Annotated in this window: 17 protein-coding genes and 1 pseudogene; 12 read left to right on the top strand and 6 right to left on the bottom strand. The window is 47.4% G+C overall.

Translation table 11 applies throughout. From position 1 onward, the window contains the following. Nucleotides 1-319 precede the first annotated feature (319 nt). Entirely contained in the window at nucleotides 320-1,177 is an 858-nt protein-coding gene (locus tag GKZ89_RS19650; RefSeq protein WP_162357120.1) for a helix-turn-helix transcriptional regulator, read from the bottom strand. 176 nt (nucleotides 1,178-1,353) lie between these two features. On the opposite strand from GKZ89_RS19650, the gene GKZ89_RS19655 reads away from it, so the two are divergent. The 3 genes from GKZ89_RS19655 to GKZ89_RS19665 all read left to right on the top strand — a co-directional run bounded on the left by GKZ89_RS19655 (nucleotide 1,354) and on the right by GKZ89_RS19665 (nucleotide 3,956). Then, complete coding sequence (locus GKZ89_RS19655; protein ID WP_155114111.1) at nucleotides 1,354-2,184, top strand: phytanoyl-CoA dioxygenase family protein; 831 nt, start codon at nucleotides 1,354-1,356, stop codon at nucleotides 2,182-2,184. Nucleotides 2,185-2,202: 18 nt separating this feature from the next. Then, nucleotides 2,203-2,988 (top strand): sugar phosphate isomerase/epimerase family protein, encoded by a 786-nt coding sequence (locus GKZ89_RS19660; protein WP_155114112.1) that lies wholly within the window; start codon nucleotides 2,203-2,205, stop codon nucleotides 2,986-2,988. A 101-nt stretch (nucleotides 2,989-3,089) separates the two neighbouring features. Beyond that, nucleotides 3,090-3,956, top strand: coding sequence for a PPK2 family polyphosphate kinase (locus tag GKZ89_RS19665; RefSeq protein ID WP_155114113.1), 867 nt, complete (start codon nucleotides 3,090-3,092; stop codon nucleotides 3,954-3,956). Between the two features lie 437 nt (nucleotides 3,957-4,393). Here the strand turns inward: GKZ89_RS19665 and GKZ89_RS19670 are convergent, their stop codons facing one another. The 3 genes and pseudogenes from GKZ89_RS19670 to GKZ89_RS21660 form a co-directional block, all read right to left on the bottom strand. Further along, a complete protein-coding gene (locus GKZ89_RS19670) occupies nucleotides 4,394-5,179 on the bottom strand; it encodes an SDR family NAD(P)-dependent oxidoreductase (protein WP_194201640.1) in 786 nt (261 codons plus the stop codon). A 21-nt stretch (nucleotides 5,180-5,200) separates the two neighbouring features. Further along, nucleotides 5,201-5,551, bottom strand: coding sequence for a DUF5316 family protein (locus GKZ89_RS21655; protein ID WP_162357122.1), 351 nt, complete (start codon nucleotides 5,549-5,551; stop codon nucleotides 5,201-5,203). Between the two features lie 74 nt (nucleotides 5,552-5,625). Then, a pseudogene (locus tag GKZ89_RS21660) lies at nucleotides 5,626-7,442 on the bottom strand (ABC transporter substrate-binding protein). A 23-nt stretch (nucleotides 7,443-7,465) separates the two neighbouring features. On the opposite strand from GKZ89_RS21660, the gene GKZ89_RS19685 reads away from it, so the two are divergent. Together GKZ89_RS19685 and GKZ89_RS19690 are read left to right on the top strand one after the other, a co-directional pair. After that, nucleotides 7,466-8,737 (top strand): MDR family MFS transporter, encoded by a 1,272-nt coding sequence (locus GKZ89_RS19685; RefSeq protein WP_155114116.1) that lies wholly within the window; start codon nucleotides 7,466-7,468, stop codon nucleotides 8,735-8,737. Between the two features lie 68 nt (nucleotides 8,738-8,805). Then, complete coding sequence (locus GKZ89_RS19690) at nucleotides 8,806-9,471, top strand: SOS response-associated peptidase (RefSeq protein WP_155114117.1); 666 nt, start codon at nucleotides 8,806-8,808, stop codon at nucleotides 9,469-9,471. Nucleotides 9,472-9,530: 59 nt separating this feature from the next. On the opposite strand, the gene cysK is transcribed toward GKZ89_RS19690, so the two are convergent. Further along, nucleotides 9,531-10,463 (bottom strand): cysteine synthase A, encoded by a 933-nt coding sequence (gene cysK, locus GKZ89_RS19695; RefSeq protein WP_155114118.1) that lies wholly within the window; start codon nucleotides 10,461-10,463, stop codon nucleotides 9,531-9,533. A gap of 131 nt (nucleotides 10,464-10,594) precedes the next feature. Here cysK and thpR point away from each other — a divergent pair, with 131 nt between their 5' ends. From thpR to GKZ89_RS19725, 6 genes are all read left to right on the top strand, one after another. After that, nucleotides 10,595-11,152 carry an RNA 2',3'-cyclic phosphodiesterase gene (gene thpR, locus GKZ89_RS19700; protein ID WP_162357126.1) on the top strand — a complete coding sequence of 186 codons (558 nt, stop codon included), beginning with the start codon at nucleotides 10,595-10,597 and terminating at the stop codon, nucleotides 11,150-11,152. Then, entirely contained in the window at nucleotides 11,149-11,529 is a 381-nt protein-coding gene (locus GKZ89_RS19705) for a CidA/LrgA family protein (protein ID WP_241680333.1), read from the top strand. The genes thpR and GKZ89_RS19705 overlap by 4 nt, the downstream gene beginning before the upstream one ends. Further along, a complete protein-coding gene (locus GKZ89_RS19710) occupies nucleotides 11,526-12,203 on the top strand; it encodes an LrgB family protein (protein ID WP_155114120.1) in 678 nt (225 codons plus the stop codon). The genes GKZ89_RS19705 and GKZ89_RS19710 overlap by 4 nt, the downstream gene beginning before the upstream one ends. A 12-nt stretch (nucleotides 12,204-12,215) precedes the next feature. After that, nucleotides 12,216-13,148, top strand: a complete 933-nt coding sequence (locus tag GKZ89_RS19715) for an NERD domain-containing protein (protein WP_155114121.1) — start codon at nucleotides 12,216-12,218, stop codon at nucleotides 13,146-13,148. Nucleotides 13,149-13,254: 106 nt separating this feature from the next. Then, nucleotides 13,255-15,399, top strand: coding sequence for a type I pullulanase (gene pulA / locus GKZ89_RS19720; RefSeq protein ID WP_155114122.1), 2,145 nt, complete (start codon nucleotides 13,255-13,257; stop codon nucleotides 15,397-15,399). Between the two features lie 278 nt (nucleotides 15,400-15,677). Further along, nucleotides 15,678-16,484, top strand: a complete 807-nt coding sequence (locus tag GKZ89_RS19725) for a phosphotransferase family protein (protein ID WP_155114123.1) — start codon at nucleotides 15,678-15,680, stop codon at nucleotides 16,482-16,484. Nucleotide 16,485: 1 nt separating this feature from the next. Here the strand turns inward: GKZ89_RS19725 and GKZ89_RS19730 are convergent, their stop codons facing one another. Next, a complete protein-coding gene (locus GKZ89_RS19730; protein WP_155114124.1) occupies nucleotides 16,486-16,764 on the bottom strand; it encodes a YtzH-like family protein in 279 nt (92 codons plus the stop codon). Nucleotides 16,765-16,914: 150 nt separating this feature from the next. Here GKZ89_RS19730 and trmB point away from each other — a divergent pair, with 150 nt between their 5' ends. Beyond that, on the top strand, nucleotides 16,915-17,559 hold the full coding sequence (gene trmB, locus GKZ89_RS19735) for a tRNA (guanosine(46)-N7)-methyltransferase TrmB (protein ID WP_155114125.1): 645 nt from the start codon (nucleotides 16,915-16,917) through the stop codon (nucleotides 17,557-17,559). The last annotated feature ends 26 nt before the right edge of the window (nucleotides 17,560-17,585 follow it).

The following is a 17,585-nucleotide window of genomic DNA, read 5'->3' on the forward strand; positions in this document are numbered from 1 at the left end:
CCCCTTTCAGATAGAAGTTAAAAAGAGTATCTCATGGGGGAAACTTAGACTGAAGGTGTGGTTTATTTAACGCTTACGATATATCGGTCATATTCTCGATATATCGGTCAATGGTCATTATATCGGTCATACCTCTGATACATTGGTAAATCTTCAATATCTCAGTCAAAATCTTAATATATCGGTCGTTCCTCCAATACATTGGTCAAATCCTATGCAGGTCTGCCAAACAACCGATACGCCGGCCAAGCTCTCAAGATGTCAGCTGAACTCTCATTCCTACGCGCTTTACCGGCAGCATTTCAATCAGGCTCTTTATCTATCCGCGGTTTCTTCTCCGGAAATCCCCGGGTGTGCACCCGAGCTGTTCTTTAAATTTGCTGTGAAAATAAGAGGTGCTCTTGTATCCGCATACATCTGAGATGTACGAAACCGGGTGATCGGTTTGCGAGAGCAGTTCCTTCGCTTTGAAAAGGCGCTTGACTCCGAGATAGGAGGGGAGGGTGAAGCCGGTCACGCGTTTGAAAACACGGCTGAAATGTTCAGTTGAAACGAGGGCTTGTTCAGCCAGGACCGGAAGTGACAGCCGGCTGTCTGTATAGTGAAGATCAATATAAAGCAGCACTTCTTTCATCCAGGCTTCGCTTTTCGACCGTTTTCCTGAGTTTTCCGGCAAGACGGGCTGCAGTCTGGAGACGAGGAGAAGCAGCCAGTGAAGGATGGAAAGCACCCCGTGCCGGTAGCCAGCCGGCTTTCCGGTCATTTCCTGCTGGATTTTTTCAAGCAGGGAAGAGAATTCCCCCATCTGGCTTTCTGTCAATGAATAGAACGGAGCCTGGAGTGAAAAGGGGGAGAGATGCGAATAAAATTCTCCAAGCTCAAGGGACTGGATCAGCCCCGGATGAAATAGAATCACCGAGCAAATAAAGGGGTCACGGGAATCGGGATTCGCCTGGTGGATGATGTCACCCGGAATTAAATACAAATCATTCTTTTTCATTGGATAGAAATCTTTATCGATAAAAAAAGTGCCTCCCCCTTCATGAACAAAAACCGCTTCGTACCAGTCATGAAAGTGATAAAAGCTTACATCTTCGTCAGGGTTCCCTTTCATATGATGAAAATAAACGAGCGGGAACATCGGGTCAAACGGATGGGATTCCCGAACAGCTTCCATGGTAAAACACCTCTCTCTTTTTTTATCGTATAGATTCATCTACATAATCTCAATAGAAAAGATCAAAAAAACGCACATCAGACCGCAAAAAATACGAACTTCCATTCACCGGACTCTTCTATAATCACCTTAACAGACATCTTCGTCTGAAAACGGTTTAGGAGAGGGAGATAAAAATGGATCAAACAAAAGTGCTTCCGGAATTAACAAGCTCGTATGATTTAACTGAAGAACAAATCAAGGAGTACCAGAACCTTGGCCACATTTGCCTGCGCGGTGTTGCATCAGAGGAAGAAATGAAAGCCTACCGTGATGTGATCTATCAGAAGACACAGGAAAAAACGGGCCAGCTTGCTCCATTGTCAGAGCGCGACACGTACGGAAAAGCATTTGTTCAAGTCATGAACCTGTGGGAGCATTCTGAAGATGTAAAAAAGTTCGTCATGGCTCAAAGGTATGCCAAAATTGCAGCCGAGCTTCTCGGTGTGGACGGGGTAAGGATCTATCATGATCAGGCGCTGTTTAAAGAGCCGGGCGGCGGCCACACTCCATGGCACCAGGACCAGACCTACTGGCCGATCGATACAGACAAAACGATCACGATGTGGATGCCGTTAGTCGATGTATCTGAAGAAATGGGCTCCATGTCATTCGCTTCCGAGTCACACAAAAGAGGCTACATCAGCAAGCTCGGCATTTCAGATGAATCGCACCAGACGCTTGGAGAGTACATTGATGCGGAAGGCCTGGAAAAAGTGACACATGGAGCGATGAAGGCAGGAGATGCGACCTTCCATTACGGCTGGACACTCCACAGTGCTCCCGGAAATCCGACAGACCGGACAAGAGAAGTCATGACCATCATTTATATGGCAGACGGAACAAAGGTGTCGGAAATTGATCATGAAGCACGTGCCAATGACCTCAAGCAATGGATGCCGGGACTGAAAACAGGAGACCTTGTCGACAGCCCGCTGAATCCTCTCGTTTATTCCGCAACTAAATAAAAAGGAGGGGACGCCGCTATGCAGCTGAAAAAGTTTAAAGCGCTCTGGGGAATGGATGGAACGCTTCAGGAACAATTTTCTAAAATTGCAGACGCAGGCTACAGAGGGGTGGAAGCCCCTCTTCCTGCGTCTGTTGACGCTGCTCTTTTCAAAGAGCTCCTGGAGAAGCACAGACTGGAGTACATCGCCCAGATTTTTGCAGATGACATACACGCATTTGAAAACGGGATGATCCAGGCTGCTGAATTTAAACCGGTTCTGGTTAACTCGCAAAGTGCTAAAGATCATATGCCGTTTTCAGAACAGCTTGTTTTTTTCGATGCAGCCCTGAAGCTTGAAAAAGAAGCGGGCATTCCGGTCGGCCATGAGACGCACCGCGGCCGGGCGATGTTTACCCCGTGGAATACGGCGCATCTTCTGAGAGAACTGGAGGAGCTGAAAATCACCGCTGATTTCAGCCACTGGGTCTGTGTCTGTGAATCCCTGCTTCAATCACAATCCGCACATCTTGACCTGGCTATCTCCCGAACCGTCCACATCCATACAAGAGTCGGCTATATTCAAGGTCCCCAAGTCCCGGATCCGCGTGCACCTGAATACAAAACCGAGCTCGATCTGCATATAAGCTGGTGGAAGGCGATGCTTCAGCAGGCAAAAGACGGGAATCTTACGTTTACACCTGAGTATGGACCGCCCGGCTATATGCACACCATGCCCTTTACAGGGGAGCCGATCGCTGATTTGTGGGATGTCTGTTTATGGATGGGGAATTATGTGGAGGAACAGCTGCAGCGGCCGGAATGAAGACATTCCGGTCTTTTTTTAGTTTGTATTCTAAAGAACCCGGGTATGTATTCAGGAGAATTCCAGAGGGTTTTCTTATGCGAAGGGGGCAGGAAGAACATATGAACATTGAAAAATACAGACATGCTAAGAAGCAGGATATTCATCTGCCTGAATATGATACAAACCAAAACGATGGGAAGAGCGAGAAAGAACTGAAGGAGAAAACCATTCCGGAACGTGTCAGTAAGCTTAAGGAGCTGCACTGGAAGCTGTTTGCGGAAGGAAAAAAAGGCATTGTCGTAGTCCTGCAGGCAATGGATGCAGCAGGCAAGGATGAAGCCATCAGCTATATCTTTTCCAATCTGAATGCACAAGGACTGAAAACAACTTCATTTCAGAAGCCGACAGACGAAGAGCTGAACCACGATTACCTGTGGCGGATCCGTGAGGGGCTTCCGGAACGGGGCCAGATCGGTATCCTGAACCGCTCCTATTATGAAGATGTCATCGCACCAAGAGTGCACGATCTGCTGGATGGCGAGACACTGCCCGATGAGACCGATAAGGATCTGGTCTGGTCGATGAGGTACAGGCAGATCAATGATTTCGAACGGTACATGACCGAGAACGGCTTTGCCGTCATCAAATTTTTCTTCAATATGTCGAAAGAAGAACAGCGGAAACGCCTGCTCGAACGGATGAAAAACCCGAAGAAGAACTGGGAGTTTTCCTTTCAGGATGTAGAGGAACGAAAGTATTGGGAAAGCTATCAGGACATCTTCGAGGACATGCTTGAGAACACCTCGACAGAGTACGCCCCATGGTACATCCTGCCGGCAGACAGCGAATGGTATTCAAGATACATCATTACAGAAGTCATGATTGAATGCCTCGAAAATCTGGATCCGAAGTTTCCGGAAATTTCCCAGGAAAACCAGGAGAAGCTCGACCATTACATCGAGAAACTGGAGAAAGAAGGGGAATAATCTTCCCCTCAGGCAAAAAAAACGGCTGGACTCGGTGCAGAAGGAATTGAATGCAGACGATCCGGCCTTTATTGGTGGCTTAAAAGCACGGGAAAGGCAGGAAGAAGACTGCATTCATAGTGTATGGTATAAAAATCGGGGAATTCGGCTGTTTTTAACGGGCGGTTAGCTGCGGAAATAGAAGATATCGTCGAAAAAGAAGGTATATCGACGAAAATAACAATATATCGACGATAACAACAATATATCGACGATAACAACAATATATCGACGAAAACAACAATATATCAACGAAAAAAATCATCTCAACGAAAACCGAATTTTCCATTCGAAAATGAGACCCCCTATACCGCCGGGGCTGATCTTCCGGAGAAAGGTCCATCCAAAAATAAGAACCACCCGGTCTCCCGGGTGGTTCTTTGTGCTGCATTAGCCGGTCAATTCTCCGGCCGTGCCCGTTTGGCGTGGCGGGCTGCTTTTTCAGTTTCAGGTGTCCGTTTATTTTCCTCGGCCTCCTGTTTTGTTGCTTCGTCGCCGCCAATGACGTGATCGATGTCGTTCATCAATGCTTCAAATCCTTGTTTGGCCACGAGCTGCTTATCATTTTTGCTGGAAGAGCCGATCTCGCTTGACCCCATTCCGGCATTATCATGGAAGTTCGTATCTGTCGGTCCTGGCAGAAGGGCGGTAACGGTGACGCCTGTACCGCGCAATTCCTCGCGCAATGACTCTGCGAAGAGGAAGCCGAAAGCTTTCGATGGACCATAAACGGTTTCGTATGGAGTCGGCAGGGTTGCGGCGATGGATGAGACCACCATAATTTTCCCTCGGCCGTTCGGAACCATATGCTGGACGACCCGTTTCGCAGTATGCACGGTCCCGCTGATATTGATGGAGATCAGACGAAGCTCTTCCTCAAGCTCCGTTTCGGCAAACGCACCGCCAAGACCGATTCCAACATTTAAAACAGCTGCCTCTACCGGCCTGTTTAAATCCTTTACAAATGTCCAGAAACTCTCTACCCCATCATATTCTGAAGCATCCGCCTGATGAGGATACGCCTCCACCCCGAAGCTGCGGATCGTCTCCGCTGCTTCGAAAATTCGTTCGCTGGAACCAGATACAGCAAGATCGTACCCGTTCTGTGCAAATTGTTTTGCTAACTCAAGCCCTAGGCCTGAGGATGCTCCCGTAATCATCGCCAGCTGGCGCTGCTCAGTCATTGAAATCTGCTCCTTTTTCCTTTAGCTTTGCAAATCTGCATAGGTTATACATAGCCGGAAAGGTGCAGGGTTCAAACATCCAATCTGTTTTATAGCTGTTTGCAGCCGGAAAAGAAAAGACCCGGAATCCACTCCGGGCCTGTTCCTGCGGCGATTTTTCACCCCTATAAAAAGTAAACCAATCCTGCAGCACATAAGCTGCCCAGCTAAAGCCAACCCGGAGATGAGTGCAATCCTTGAACAGAAATTCCGGTGATTCTCTGTTTCAGAATGAAAGTTCGCTCTCTGCTGCTGTCCCTCAGTCCAGGCTCCTATAAAAATACCGGAAATGAGGATGAAGATCATACCGATGGTAACGAGTAAGGTAACCATTGAGCCACCTCCCTTTCATTTATTATTACGGGGCAGGGGCAGTTCGGTTTCTAAATGTAAAAAATATCCTTCCTTTAACCCCTCCCATGCTTAATCCACATTCTTTTAAAGTCAGCATAGCCAAAAGACTCGAATTCGATGTCCCGGATCATTGGATGAAAGACGCGGTTTTTTATCGGATGGAACAAGTAAATAAAGAGGTTCTCTCTTTTAATATATGTCTCGGTTTCTTCAATCAGTTTTTCTCGCTGCTCACGGTCTGGTGCCTGTTTGATTTTTTCAAAGAAAAGATTCAGCTTGGCCATCTGGGAACCCGAAAGGAAGCGGTTGAAAATCAGTGCTTTATTTAAAAATGCCCCCAAAAAAGACAGATGGTAATCGGTTGATGCCACTTCTCCCATAAAAAGCAAGTCTGCTTCCTCCAGATGGGGATCATAATATTGATCAAGGTTATAGGTCTTGAGTTCAAGGGAAATCCCGTATTTCTGAGCTTCCTCCTGGAAGATTTCCCCTTGTTTGATTGCACTCTTTCGATCCAGTGCATAAACCGTAAGTGTTTCTCCCGCGTATCCTGCCTCTTCAAGGAGTGAAACGATTTTCCATGGCTCCTTTTCCTGGGCCTTGGATTTCCAAGGGAAATAGCTGGAGGCTTCGAGAAAACCTTCGGGTTCAAGTGCTGTTTTGAGCTTATCCATATCCAGCAGATGATAAATTGCTTCACGGAAGGAAGGGTGGTGTACAATAGTAGCTTTCTTAAAATTAAAGGCTAAAAAGCGGAAACCGACCTCTATATCCGATTTTTGCAGAGAAGGTTCAGCGGACTCTGCTTCGTTTGCGATTTCATAAACAGCGGTTTGAGCCATTTCAGATGGTACTCTGTAAAACTGAATTTCATCTAAGTGAGGTCTGGCAAGAAAATAATCGTCAAATGCTTTAATATGAGCAGTTGATCCGTTCTTTTAGCTAGACGGAAAGGGCCTGTTGCAATCCAGATGTTCTCATCAAATGGCTCATCTGCAGGCAAAATCGCTAAATTGTGAGAGCTCACATAACGCGGGAAGAGAAGATTGGGTCTTTTTAAAGAAATGACAACCGTATAAGGCGCAGGGCATTCAATTTGATCAATGTCTTCTGTCAGCCATGAATGTGCAGAATGATGGTTCTGAAAGCGCTGAAAGGTAGCTTTAACATCTTCGGCCGTCATGCTGCGGCCGTTATGGAACCGGACCCCTTTTCTTAAATGAAAGCTCCATATGCGTCCTCCGTCTTCCTGTTCCCAGCTGTGTGCAAGGTGGGGCTGCAGCAGATCCTGCTCTTGGTCATAGTTCAGTAAACTGTCTCCGAGCTGGTGGATTAAGTAGGTTTCAAACGTGATAGAGGAAAACAGGGGATCAAGCGTAGTCACATTTCTCGTGATCATGGTCCGCAGTACATCTTTTGACTGTCCGGAAACACGCAGACCAAATAAAGCCTGAACTTCCTTTGAAACGTTTGCGATCCAGGTTTTCGGAATGGGAAGCTGAAGCAAATGAATCATAGATTCCATTTTTTCCTTTTCCACGAGCTTAAGAACGGCTGCTTCAACTTCATCCTGAAATTCGTTCCGGAAAAAAAGGCGGGAAGGATTTCCCCGTCCTCTGCCAGGTACATAGGTTAATCTACCAGTCTCCTCGAATTGCCTGAGTTTTCTTTTGCAATTTTTTGATGAACAGTACCATAGTTCTTCCAGTTCCTTGAATGTAAACTGAACCGTTCTTTCTTCTTCTCTTTTATAAAAGAGCGCTCTCATTTCAAAGTAGGTTACGTCTTTCATTGCAGGGCTCCTCCGGTTTCTAAAAGGGGACATTTCTGAAATGATTGTACCCTTTTTTCCCCCTTTTGACCAAAGCATAATAGGGACAGGAGGAGATTACGATGTTCAGAGAGCTGCACCCAAATATAAAAATCCGTATTTACACGTCCTTTTTAAGCAGGTTAGCCGGGTCGATGGTTTTCCCCTTTATGGCGATTTATTTTACAAGGGAAATAAACGCGGTGACAGCGGGTATCCTGCTGCTGATTCAGGTGGTTGTTCAGTTCCTTGCCGGTTTTTACGGAGGTTATTTAGCTGATGTGCTGGGCCGGAAAAAAGTGATGGTGGCTGGGGAGTGGATGAAAGTATTTTCCATAGCCGGCATGATCCTCGCGAACTCGCCGTCCTTTACGTCACCGTGGTTGACGTTCTTCATGCTCGTGCTGCTCGGGATCTCAATGGGGATTGTTAATCCTGCAGCAGAAGCGATGCTTGTTGATGTCAGTACAAAAGAAACAAGAACCATGATTTATTCGATCAACTATTGGAGCATTAACTTATCGATCATGCTTGCCTTTATTGCCGGGGGCTGGTTTTTTGAAACGAATTTTTTCGAGCTGCTGATCTCCTTGCTTGCAATATCGGTATTCATTTTGTGGATGACGAAGGCAAAAATTGAGGAAACGTACGTCCCGGAAAAAAAAGCCGCCAATTCTTTTTCCTTTAAACCGATCATCAAAAGCTATGCGGCCGTCCTGAAAGACCTTCCTTTTATTCTGTTTACAGTAGGAGGCATTGCCATATTATCGATTGAATTTCAGCGCAATCATTTTATGGCTGTTAGGCTGGAAGAGGAAATACCTAAGCAGCTCTTTTCTGTATGGGGACTGTTTCCGGTTGAGATGACGGGGGTCAGGCTGCTGAGCCTTCTGACGATCGAAAATACACTGCTTATCGTCCTTTTGACTGCAGCTGTTACGAAATGGCTGAAAAATAAGCCGGAGCAAAAAATGATGTACTTGGGCTTTACGATTTTTGGTGCCGGATACTCGGTGCTGGCTTTTTCCAACAGCATTCCTATCCTGATCACGGCGGTTCTGATTATGACAGTCGGGGAACTGCTTTATGTCCCATCCAGACAGGCGATTTTAGCAGACATGATAGATGAGACGCAGAGGGGATCTTACATGGCGATGAACGGAATGGTTTTTCAGGCCGGAAAAATCTTTGGCGTCCTCGGAATTATGGCCTGGGAGGCCGTAGGGGGGCTGGGGATGGCTGTGCTTATTCTGCTGTTTACCTTTACAGGAATTTGGAGTTCACGGCTGGCCATTCTTAAACGGGCGGAAAAAAAGGAACAAGGAAAAATAAAAAGAGTGGACGCAGCTTCTTAAAAGCTCGCTGCAGGATCATCCATAGACCAAAAACAATGGGTATAATAAAACAAAAAGGAGGCCTGTCCATGTGCGGAAGATTTTCTCTGGATGTTGAGCTGGGAACGCTGCAGGAGGCATTTCAATTTGAGTTTTCGGGAGAGCTGCAGCCCCGTTATAATATTGCGCCGTCCCAGAATGTTCTGGCGATCACAGCTGATGGCGGGAGGAGAACCGGGAATTTGTTCAGGTGGGGTCTCGTTCCGCCTTGGAGCAAGGATTTGAAGATCGGCTATAAAATGATTAATGCGAGGTCTGAAACGGCTGCTGAGAAACCGAGCTTTAAAAGACCGTTTCAATCAAAGCGGTGCCTGATTCCGGCTTCCGGGTACTTCGAGTGGAAGCGGGAGGGAAAAGAGAAGCGTCCGTTCCGCTTTATCATGAAGGATGAGGAACCGTTCGTTCTTGCGGGGCTTTATGAAAAGTGGGAGCAGGAGGAAGAAGCAGTGTACACATGCACGATTCTTACGACCTCGCCTAATTCCCTGCAGGGGGCGATCCATGACCGGATGCCTGTCATTTTGAATGAAGAGGGTATGGAGGCCTGGCTGGATAAGGAGAGCAGGATGGACGAGCTCAAAAGTCTGTGCCGCCCGTTTCCTGCCAGGGAAATGAGGATGTATGAGGTATCGCAAAAGGTAAATTCTGCGAAAAACGAAACAGCAGAGATTTTGTCTCCACTGAACAGCCAATAAAAAAGAACCGGGTATGGTGTCCCTTGAGAAAGAGGGCATTCAGACCGGTTCTTTTTCCGTTATTCAAATTCAAATAAATCAGTGGACAGGTAGCGCTCTCCTGTATCGCAGGCGATGCAGACGACCGTGTCATCTGGAGTGAGGCGCTTGGCCACTTCGATCGCTGCATAGCAGGCGGCGCCAGAAGAAGGGCCGACGAGGATGCCTTCTTCCTTTGCGAGGCGGCGGGCCGTCGTATACGCTTCTTCATCCTTGATTTTAAAGATTTCGTCATAAACCTCTTCATTTAATACAGAAGGGATGAAGCCCGGGCTTGTTCCGACAAGCTTATGCTTTCCGGGCTTGCCTCCAGAAAGGACAGGTGAACCGGCTGGTTCGACGACGTGGACAGTCAGCCCTTCAATGTGTTTTTTCAGTTCTTCTCCGGTGCCTGTGATGGTCCCGCCTGTACCGGATGTTGCCACGAAGGCTGATAAGTTCCGGCCGATGGATTCCATCGCTTTTATAATTTCCACCGCGGTGGTTTTCCGGTGAGCATCCGGGTTCGCCGCATTATCAAACTGCATCGGCATGAAGCTGTCCGGTATTTCAGCTGTCAGCTCTTTTGCCTTCTGGATGGCACCGGGCATTTTTTCGTCTCCAGGAGTTAAAACGACCTCTGCTCCGTAAGCCTTCAGCAGATTGATTCTCTCCTGCGACATTGTATCCGGCATGACAAGGATGGCTTTATATCCTTTTGCTGCGGCATTCATCGCAAGGCCGATGCCTGTATTGCCGCTTGTCGGTTCGATGATCACCGAGTTCTCGTTCAGAAGCCCTCTTTTTTCCGCTTCTTCAATCATCTGAAAGGCGGCCCGATCCTTTACACTTTTACTCGGATTAAAAAATTCAAGTTTTAAATAAATAGCTGCGCCGCCCTCAGGAGCTAAACGGTTCAGTTTAACCAATGGTGTGTTCCCGATCAGTTCGGCCATGTTGTTTGCGATATCCATTTTCATTCCTCCTGGCTGTATATGCATGTATCATATCAAAAATAAACCGGTTCTGCTAAATGAGTGAGATGTGTAGAAGCCCTCTTCTTTTGATAAAATAGGTTTACGAACATATGCAAAGAGGGTTGATTATGGGTATACATTATTTTCTCGCAATCCGGATTCCGGAGCATCAGGCAAATGACATTCATCAGCAAATCCAGCAGCACAGCGGCCTGCATTTTAAAAGATGGGTGCATCCGCTGGATTATCATATTACTCTCGCATTCCTGGGGGAGCCGGTATCCGATAGACAGCTTGCTCAATTATCCGGGGATGTAGCCGAAGCATTAAAAGAAGACCCGGTTTTTCAATTGGAAATCGGCGGCCTTCAAACATTCGGCCCTGCTAACAGCCCAAGAATCCTATGGGTCGGGACGAAACCGAGCCGCTATCTGGATGAAGTAAGGAAAAAGGTGTACACCTTGGCCGGGAAATCCGGGTTTGCGCTCGATCCGAAGCCTTTTCATCCGCATATTACCGTAGCGCGGAAATGGGACAGTAAAACGGAATTCGATCTTCCTGATCAAACGCTGCCGTTTCAGCCGTTCCGGGCAGCGGCGGCAGAATTGCTGAAAACGAATCCCGATCAGACGCCGAAATACGAAACGATTCAGACGTATCCGCTGCGCAGTGAAGAGACGTTATGAGAGTGATGCAGATTGTTTTTCAGACGGCCATTCTTTTCGGTTTTTCCGCTTTAGGTGCCGTCATCCAAAAAGCTGCCAACCTGCAGATTCCGGGAAGTATCATCGGGATGCTTCTGCTTTTTCTGTTTCTCAGGGCAGGCTGGATTAAGCCGGTATGGATCAAAGAAGGGAGTTCGTTTCTGCTGAACTATTTGACGCTTCTTTTTGTACCGGGAACAGTAGGGCTTGTTCAGTATTTGCACCTTTTTGAAGGAAGAGGCGCACTCAGTCTGGCTGCAGCCCTGATCAGTACGTTTTTCGTCATGGCCGCTTCATCCCTTCTGGCAGAGAAATCCCTGAGCAGCAAAAGGGAAGAAGGGGAGATGAATTCCGGATGACGGGTTTTCTTTCATTTACAGGGACCATTCTACTCTATCAAGGTATGAAAAAAGTACATCAGCGCCTTCCCAGCCCTTTTTTGATTCCGATTTTAACCAGTACAGCCATCCTTATCCTTATCCTGCTGCTGACTGGTACCGCCTACAGTGCCTATATGCAAGGCGGAAGCCTGATCAGCGGGTTGCTCGGGCCGGCAGTTGTTGCCCTTGCTTACCCTCTTCACATGCAATGGGACCGGCTGAGAAAGCACGTGCTGCTTCTTGTTGGCGCCTCCCTCTCCGGCACAGTGATCGGGCTGTTCAGCGGCATGTACATGGCGATCCTGTTCGGAATGGAGCCGGAAGTCATTCGCTCGCTCGTTCCGAAATCTGTTACAGCGCCGGTTGCTATGGATATTGCCGCTTTAATTGATGGAGTGCCGCCGCTAGCCGCCGTCTATGTAATGGCTGCCGGAGTGTCCGGTGCCATGTTCGGTCCCTTTCTGTTCAGAAGGCTCAAGATCACCCATCCCATTGCTGTCGGCATCGGATTTGGAGCTGCTTCGCACGGTGTCGGTACAGCGAAAGCTTTGGAATACGGGGAGGAAGAGGGGGCTGTCAGTTCTGCGGCCATGACCTTCAGTGCTGTATTTGCCTCACTGCTATGCCCGCAAATCGCGGCATTACTTTTATAAAGGAGCCTGATGATGGGCCAGTTAATTAAACTCAGAGACTATATTTCAAGATACGAGATTGACCCGTACCATTACTCAGGCCAGTACGTAAGGCTGAAAAAGCACCAGTGGCAGCTGCTTAACAAAGCGTGGGAAGAGCGAAACTTTGACTCTTTCATTGTTTCTCCGCCTGCAGCAGAAAAAGAAGAAGAAAAGCCTTCATTCTGGGGAGGGAAATGGTTCCGGAAACCAGCAGAAGCAGCTGCAGATGATGAACCGGCAGAGGAGAGGGAAGAAGGTCCTGATATGACATTTGCCTATGTGCCCTCCTCAAATGAAGAGCTCCGCCATGCTTTCTTGGACAACATTTACCGCTTTCAGCTGAAATGGGCCAGTTCAACTATCCGGGAGGAATCTGATTTTGATAGAAAGCACTACTATGATGAAGTGCTCCAATTCTTTTTGAAACGCCTTCCTGACCATAACCTGTACATGCATCTTCCGGTTTTTGAACTGAAGAATGCGGCGGTTGAGACAGGCTCCATCCTCGTTACACCTTCAGGCATCCAGTGCATCGCTTGGGTTGCGGGTAAAAAGGAAGCCATTCTGGAGGGGTCCAATGAACGGTTCTGGGTCATGAAAAACAGAAAAAGCACCAGTAAGATTCTAAATCCGCTGCTTGGACTAAACCGCACCTATGCGATTGTGAACCAGATTCTTGCCGGCAGGGGAGTCGATTTCCCTGTAGTCAAACGGCTGGTCTTTGAGAACGGCTATGCGGATTTCCAAGTGATGCCCTATAAAGTGGAGGTTACGGACAAAAGGAACTTTCAGGAATGGTTTGAAAGGATGAGGGCCCTGTCTTCTCCTGTTAAGCACGATCAGCTGAAAGCAGCAAAAGTGCTGCTGGACCATACGGCTACACGTTCTAAAATCCGAAGCGGCTGGGATGATCTTGCTGATTAAGGGAAGTCCTCTAACACATGATGGACGTTCATACATAAAATGAATTTATACATCAGGTAATTTATGGAGAGACTGGCTGTAAAAGTTTCTCCGGGGAGGAAGAGCGATGACAAGTGTAAACAGTCCATTCGAAGCTTACTTAGATGACCTTCACACCATTACCATATTGCTTCCGTCAGACAGGGAGCATTTATTTCATAAATCTTTTACCGTTACAGACGATAAGGGAGTTTCATCTACGTTATCCATGTCCGATTGCTTTTCAATTGAGAACTTTGTAAAATGCATCTGCCATTCTTCCGTGCAGCTGCAGGCCGGATGCAGACAGATCATCACCGACGCAGGCGGACTTTCCGCCGAGCTGTTAATGGGAGCTGTCATCCGGACACCAGGGTTTGACGAACTTTACAGCTATGATGGAAATCTCGGCCCCTCCTACAGGGAGCAGGAAATCACTTTGGAAGTATGGGTTCCGACCGCTCTCAACGTATCCGTGGTGTTAAAAGATCCTGCCGGGAATGAGCAGGTCTTGCCAATGGTGAAAAGGGAAAGGGGTGTCTGGGAGATTTGCACCGGGAGAGAGCAATACGGCAAGTTCTACCGGTACAGAGCTTTGATCAACGGTGTTTGGAGAGAGGCTGTGGATCCTTATGTGCAGGCTGTTTCCAAAAACGGGGAATGGGGTGTGCTTCTCGATCCTTCCGATGCGAAGGAGGAAAAGATCTCTGTCCCTTCCTTAGCACAGCCGACAGATGCCATCATTTATGAGGTTCACGTCCGTGATTTTTCCATCCATCCAAACAGCGGTATGACAGCCAAAGGCGCGTATAAAGCATTCACGGAAAATGATACTTCTACAGATAAAGGCTTTTCAACGGGAATGTCCTATCTGAAAGGGCTCGGGATTACACATGTTGAGCTGCTCCCGGTCTATGATTATGAAGGCGTGGCGGAAGGCGAAGAGGATGGAGGCTACAACTGGGGCTACAACCCGGTCCATTTTAACGCACCGGAGGGAAGCTACTCGTCTGACCCCGCCCATCCTCTCGCAAGAATCAGAGAGCTGAAGCAGTGCATCCAGGCGCTTCATGCCAATGGATTAAAAATGATCATGGATGCCGTTTATAATCATGTGTATGATATGAACTTATCATCTTTCGAAAAACTTGTGCCCGGTTATTTCTTCAGGATGGATGAATACGGCTATCCGTCAAACGGAACGGGAGTCGGAAATGATTTTGCATCAGAGAGAAAGATGGCACGTAAATTTATCCTGGACTCCATCAGGTACTGGCTGGAGGAATATGATATAGACGGCATCCGGTTTGATCTGATGGGGATTCTCGATCTGGATACGATGAGAAAGGCGAGAGAGCTGGCCGCCTCCATCAAAAAAGATGTCCTGATCCTTGGTGAAGGATGGGACCTGGCGACACCGCTTGGAGCAGACCGAAAGACAACCATCATCAATGCGAAAAAAATTCCGGGTGTCGCGTTCTTTAACGACCGGTTCCGGGATTTGGTGAAAGGCAGCACCTTTCTGCATGGAGACCGCGGGTTTTCCATGGGAGATGAGGGGAAAAAAGAAGAAACGCTCGCTGCGATCAGAGGGACAGTCCAATACAGTACGGATTCAGACCGTCTGCTTGAAGATCCCTCGCAGTCCGTCAACTACGTGGAGTCACATGACAATCATACGTATTGGGATAAGCTGAAGGCGGCTGTTCCGCATCAGCCGGAGCAGAGGCTGAGAGAATACCAAAAGCTTGCCTCTTCTATGGTGATTCTCTCGCAGGGCATTCCTTTCCTGCATGCCGGCCAGGAATTCTACAGGACAAAACAAGGCTGTGAAAACAGCTACAATCAGGATGACCTGATTAACCGGCTTGACTGGGATTTGCGTGAGCAGCACGAAGCAGATATCCAGGAAGTGAGGCGGTTGATCTCTATCAGAAAGCAGCATGGGGCATTCCGGCTCTCTGACAAAGAGAAGGTCGAGAGGCATCTCGCGTTTGTGCAGGCACCTGCATCCGTCATTTATTACACGCTTAAAGATGTCGGAGCATACGGACGCTGGACGGATATTGCGGTGATCCATCAGGCGTGGGAACATCCCGAAGAGCTTATGCTTCCGGACGGAGGAAGCTGGGAAATCGCTTATGCGCCAGGGCCGGGCGGGAAATTTTTCTCTGTCAGCGATGGCAGAATAACAGTGAATAAAATTGGAACGTATATATTGTTTAAGGCTTAGGCCTTAGTTTTTCTTGACGGGAAATACCAGTAAACGCTAAAATTTAAAAGGACGGCTATGAGATGATTAAGCGGAATGCGTGCATTAGCGGTCTTTTTATATTTGGTATGATAAAATAACATCTCATGGCAAGCTGGGTTGGTTCATGCAGTGTGCGTGATGTTTTTAATAAAATGACCGGCAGAGGAGATGCACTGTTTTAAAAAAATGGTTCATCTTCGTTTGCCTTTCCTGTATAAAGGTTATACAGAAATAAAATCTTAACACGAAATGATGGGTTGACATTGAATCAAATTTGGCTGGAACATCTGCTCGGACAAGAGTGGGAGCTTTCTCCGGCAGGAGGGGCAACGGGAGAAGCTTATTTTGCCCGCAATGGGGATCAGAAGCTTTTCTTAAAACGAAATAGTTCGCCATTTCTTGCCGTACTTTCAGCAGAAGGAATTGTTCCAAAGCTGGTTTGGACAAGAAGAATGGAAAACGGTGATGTGATCACAGCTCAGCACTGGATGGAAGGCAGGGAACTGAAGCCTTCTGATATGGACGGGGATCATGTGGCAGAGCTTCTGCACAAAATCCACCACTCCAAGGAACTGCTGGACATGCTGAAAAGGATGGAAAAGGAACCGCTCACTCCTTCTTCCATCCTGAAAGGAATTCAGGAAACACTTGAATTCGACCAATTCTATCTTCCGGAGATAGAAGAAGCTCTCGTCTATCTCCGCGATCATGCAGAAGCGGTCGAGGTTGGCGAGAAAGTAGTCTGCCACTGTGATCTTAATCACAATAACTGGCTGCTCTCTGAAAACAGCCAGCTCTACCTGATCGATTGGGACGGAGCTGTGATCGCCGATCCTGCCATTGATCTCGGCAATCTGCTTTACTCTTATATTGAGGAAGCACGCTGGGGAGACTGGCTTTTGCAATATGGTTCAGAGCTGACGGACCATCTCCGGCTCCGGATGTACTGGTATGTGCTCGCGCAAACGATTGTATCGCTTTTGTGGAACCGTTCCAGAAATCATGTAAAAGAACTGCAGCAGGCTATTGAAAACCTGACCCACTTGCTCGTCAGGAAAATCTAACTCATGAAAAGGAATCGATTTCCTGGATCCAATGAGTTAAATTTTCCTGCTGGGAAGAGATATGTGAATTCAGTTCAGACGCATTTTTGCTGCTCTGGCTGTAATCATAAATGTTCATGAGAACATTTTTAACATGATCATTCACATTGGCATTGACCATCAAGGACTTGATCAGCCTTTCAATCTGTTCGCATTCAGCTGCCGTACCGCAGCATTCTGTCTGGTGTTCAGATAGTAAGTCCTTTAGCAGAGTAACCTGGTTCTGGTAGTCAAGAGGCATCAGGAGCCTTCCTTTCCTGTTTCGTCATACGCTTTAAGATGTTCAAATGAATGTCTTTTTATGTAAGGGCTCCGGCATGCAGAAGCTGCCGGCTTTTATCTGTTGTCCGAAAATTTTTTCAGGGTAAAATGAAATTAAAGAGGTGTTTGCATGAGAGTCAGAAACAAGCCGTGGGCAAGCGAATTCATTGCGGAAAATCGTCATATTGCGGTTGCCCAGCCTTCGGAATATAAAGGGAAATGGCGGGAGCTTTTCGGAAATAACCATCCAATTCATATAGAAGTCGGGACCGGAAAAGGCCAGTTCTTATCCGGAATGGCAAAAGCAAATCCCGGCATCAATTACATCGGCATTGAACTGTTTGAAAGTGTGATGGTCGTTGCCGTACAAAAAGTGCTGGAGTCCGGAGCGGAAAACCTGAAACTGCTCAACGTGGATGCGGCCGATCTTACCGAAATCTTTGAAGACGGCGAAGTGAACCGTGTCTATCTGAACTTTTCCGATCCGTGGCCAAAAAAACGCCATGAAAAGCGCCGCCTCACTTTTAAAACCTATCTGAGCCTGTATGAGCGTCTGCTGGAAAAAGGCGGAGAAATCCACTTCAAGACGGATAACCAGGGGCTGTTCGAATATTCACTGAGAAGCTTCTCCGAATATGGGATGCTCCTGACCTTTGTAAGCCTCGATCTGCATCAGAGCGGGTTTGAAGGCAACGTAATGACAGAGTACGAAGAAAAATTTTCAAACAAAGGCCAACGGATTTACAGATCCGAAGCACGCTTTCAAAATACGTAATATGCTAACCCTTCTGTCTCGCAGAA

Source organism: Metabacillus mangrovi, from assembly GCF_009711125.1.
Taxonomy (GTDB): domain Bacteria; phylum Bacillota; class Bacilli; order Bacillales; family Bacillaceae; genus Metabacillus_B; species Metabacillus_B mangrovi.

Excerpts from the sequence above, each read along its gene's own strand:
- GKZ89_RS19650 (WP_162357120.1), bottom strand. The coding sequence starts at position 1,177 with ATGGAAGCTGTTCGGGAATCCCATCCGTTTGACCCGATGTTCCCGCTC.
- pulA (WP_155114122.1), top strand. The coding sequence starts at position 13,255 with ATGACAAGTGTAAACAGTCCATTCGAAGCTTACTTAGATGACCTTCAC.
- GKZ89_RS19690 (WP_155114117.1), top strand. The coding sequence starts at position 8,806 with ATGTGCGGAAGATTTTCTCTGGATGTTGAGCTGGGAACGCTGCAGGAG.
- GKZ89_RS19685 (WP_155114116.1), top strand. The coding sequence starts at position 7,466 with ATGTTCAGAGAGCTGCACCCAAATATAAAAATCCGTATTTACACGTCC.
- cysK (WP_155114118.1), bottom strand. The coding sequence starts at position 10,463 with ATGGATATCGCAAACAACATGGCCGAACTGATCGGGAACACACCATTG.
- GKZ89_RS21655 (WP_162357122.1), bottom strand. The coding sequence starts at position 5,551 with ATGGTTACCTTACTCGTTACCATCGGTATGATCTTCATCCTCATTTCC.
- GKZ89_RS19665 (WP_155114113.1), top strand. The coding sequence starts at position 3,090 with ATGAACATTGAAAAATACAGACATGCTAAGAAGCAGGATATTCATCTG.
- GKZ89_RS19715 (WP_155114121.1), top strand. The coding sequence starts at position 12,216 with ATGGGCCAGTTAATTAAACTCAGAGACTATATTTCAAGATACGAGATT.
- GKZ89_RS19710 (WP_155114120.1), top strand. The coding sequence starts at position 11,526 with ATGACGGGTTTTCTTTCATTTACAGGGACCATTCTACTCTATCAAGGT.
- trmB (WP_155114125.1), top strand. The coding sequence starts at position 16,915 with ATGAGAGTCAGAAACAAGCCGTGGGCAAGCGAATTCATTGCGGAAAAT.
- GKZ89_RS19660 (WP_155114112.1), top strand. The coding sequence starts at position 2,203 with ATGCAGCTGAAAAAGTTTAAAGCGCTCTGGGGAATGGATGGAACGCTT.
- GKZ89_RS19705 (WP_241680333.1), top strand. The coding sequence starts at position 11,149 with ATGAGAGTGATGCAGATTGTTTTTCAGACGGCCATTCTTTTCGGTTTT.
- thpR (WP_162357126.1), top strand. The coding sequence starts at position 10,595 with ATGGGTATACATTATTTTCTCGCAATCCGGATTCCGGAGCATCAGGCA.
- GKZ89_RS19655 (WP_155114111.1), top strand. The coding sequence starts at position 1,354 with ATGGATCAAACAAAAGTGCTTCCGGAATTAACAAGCTCGTATGATTTA.
- GKZ89_RS19670 (WP_194201640.1), bottom strand. The coding sequence starts at position 5,179 with ATGACTGAGCAGCGCCAGCTGGCGATGATTACGGGAGCATCCTCAGGC.
- GKZ89_RS19730 (WP_155114124.1), bottom strand. The coding sequence starts at position 16,764 with ATGCCTCTTGACTACCAGAACCAGGTTACTCTGCTAAAGGACTTACTA.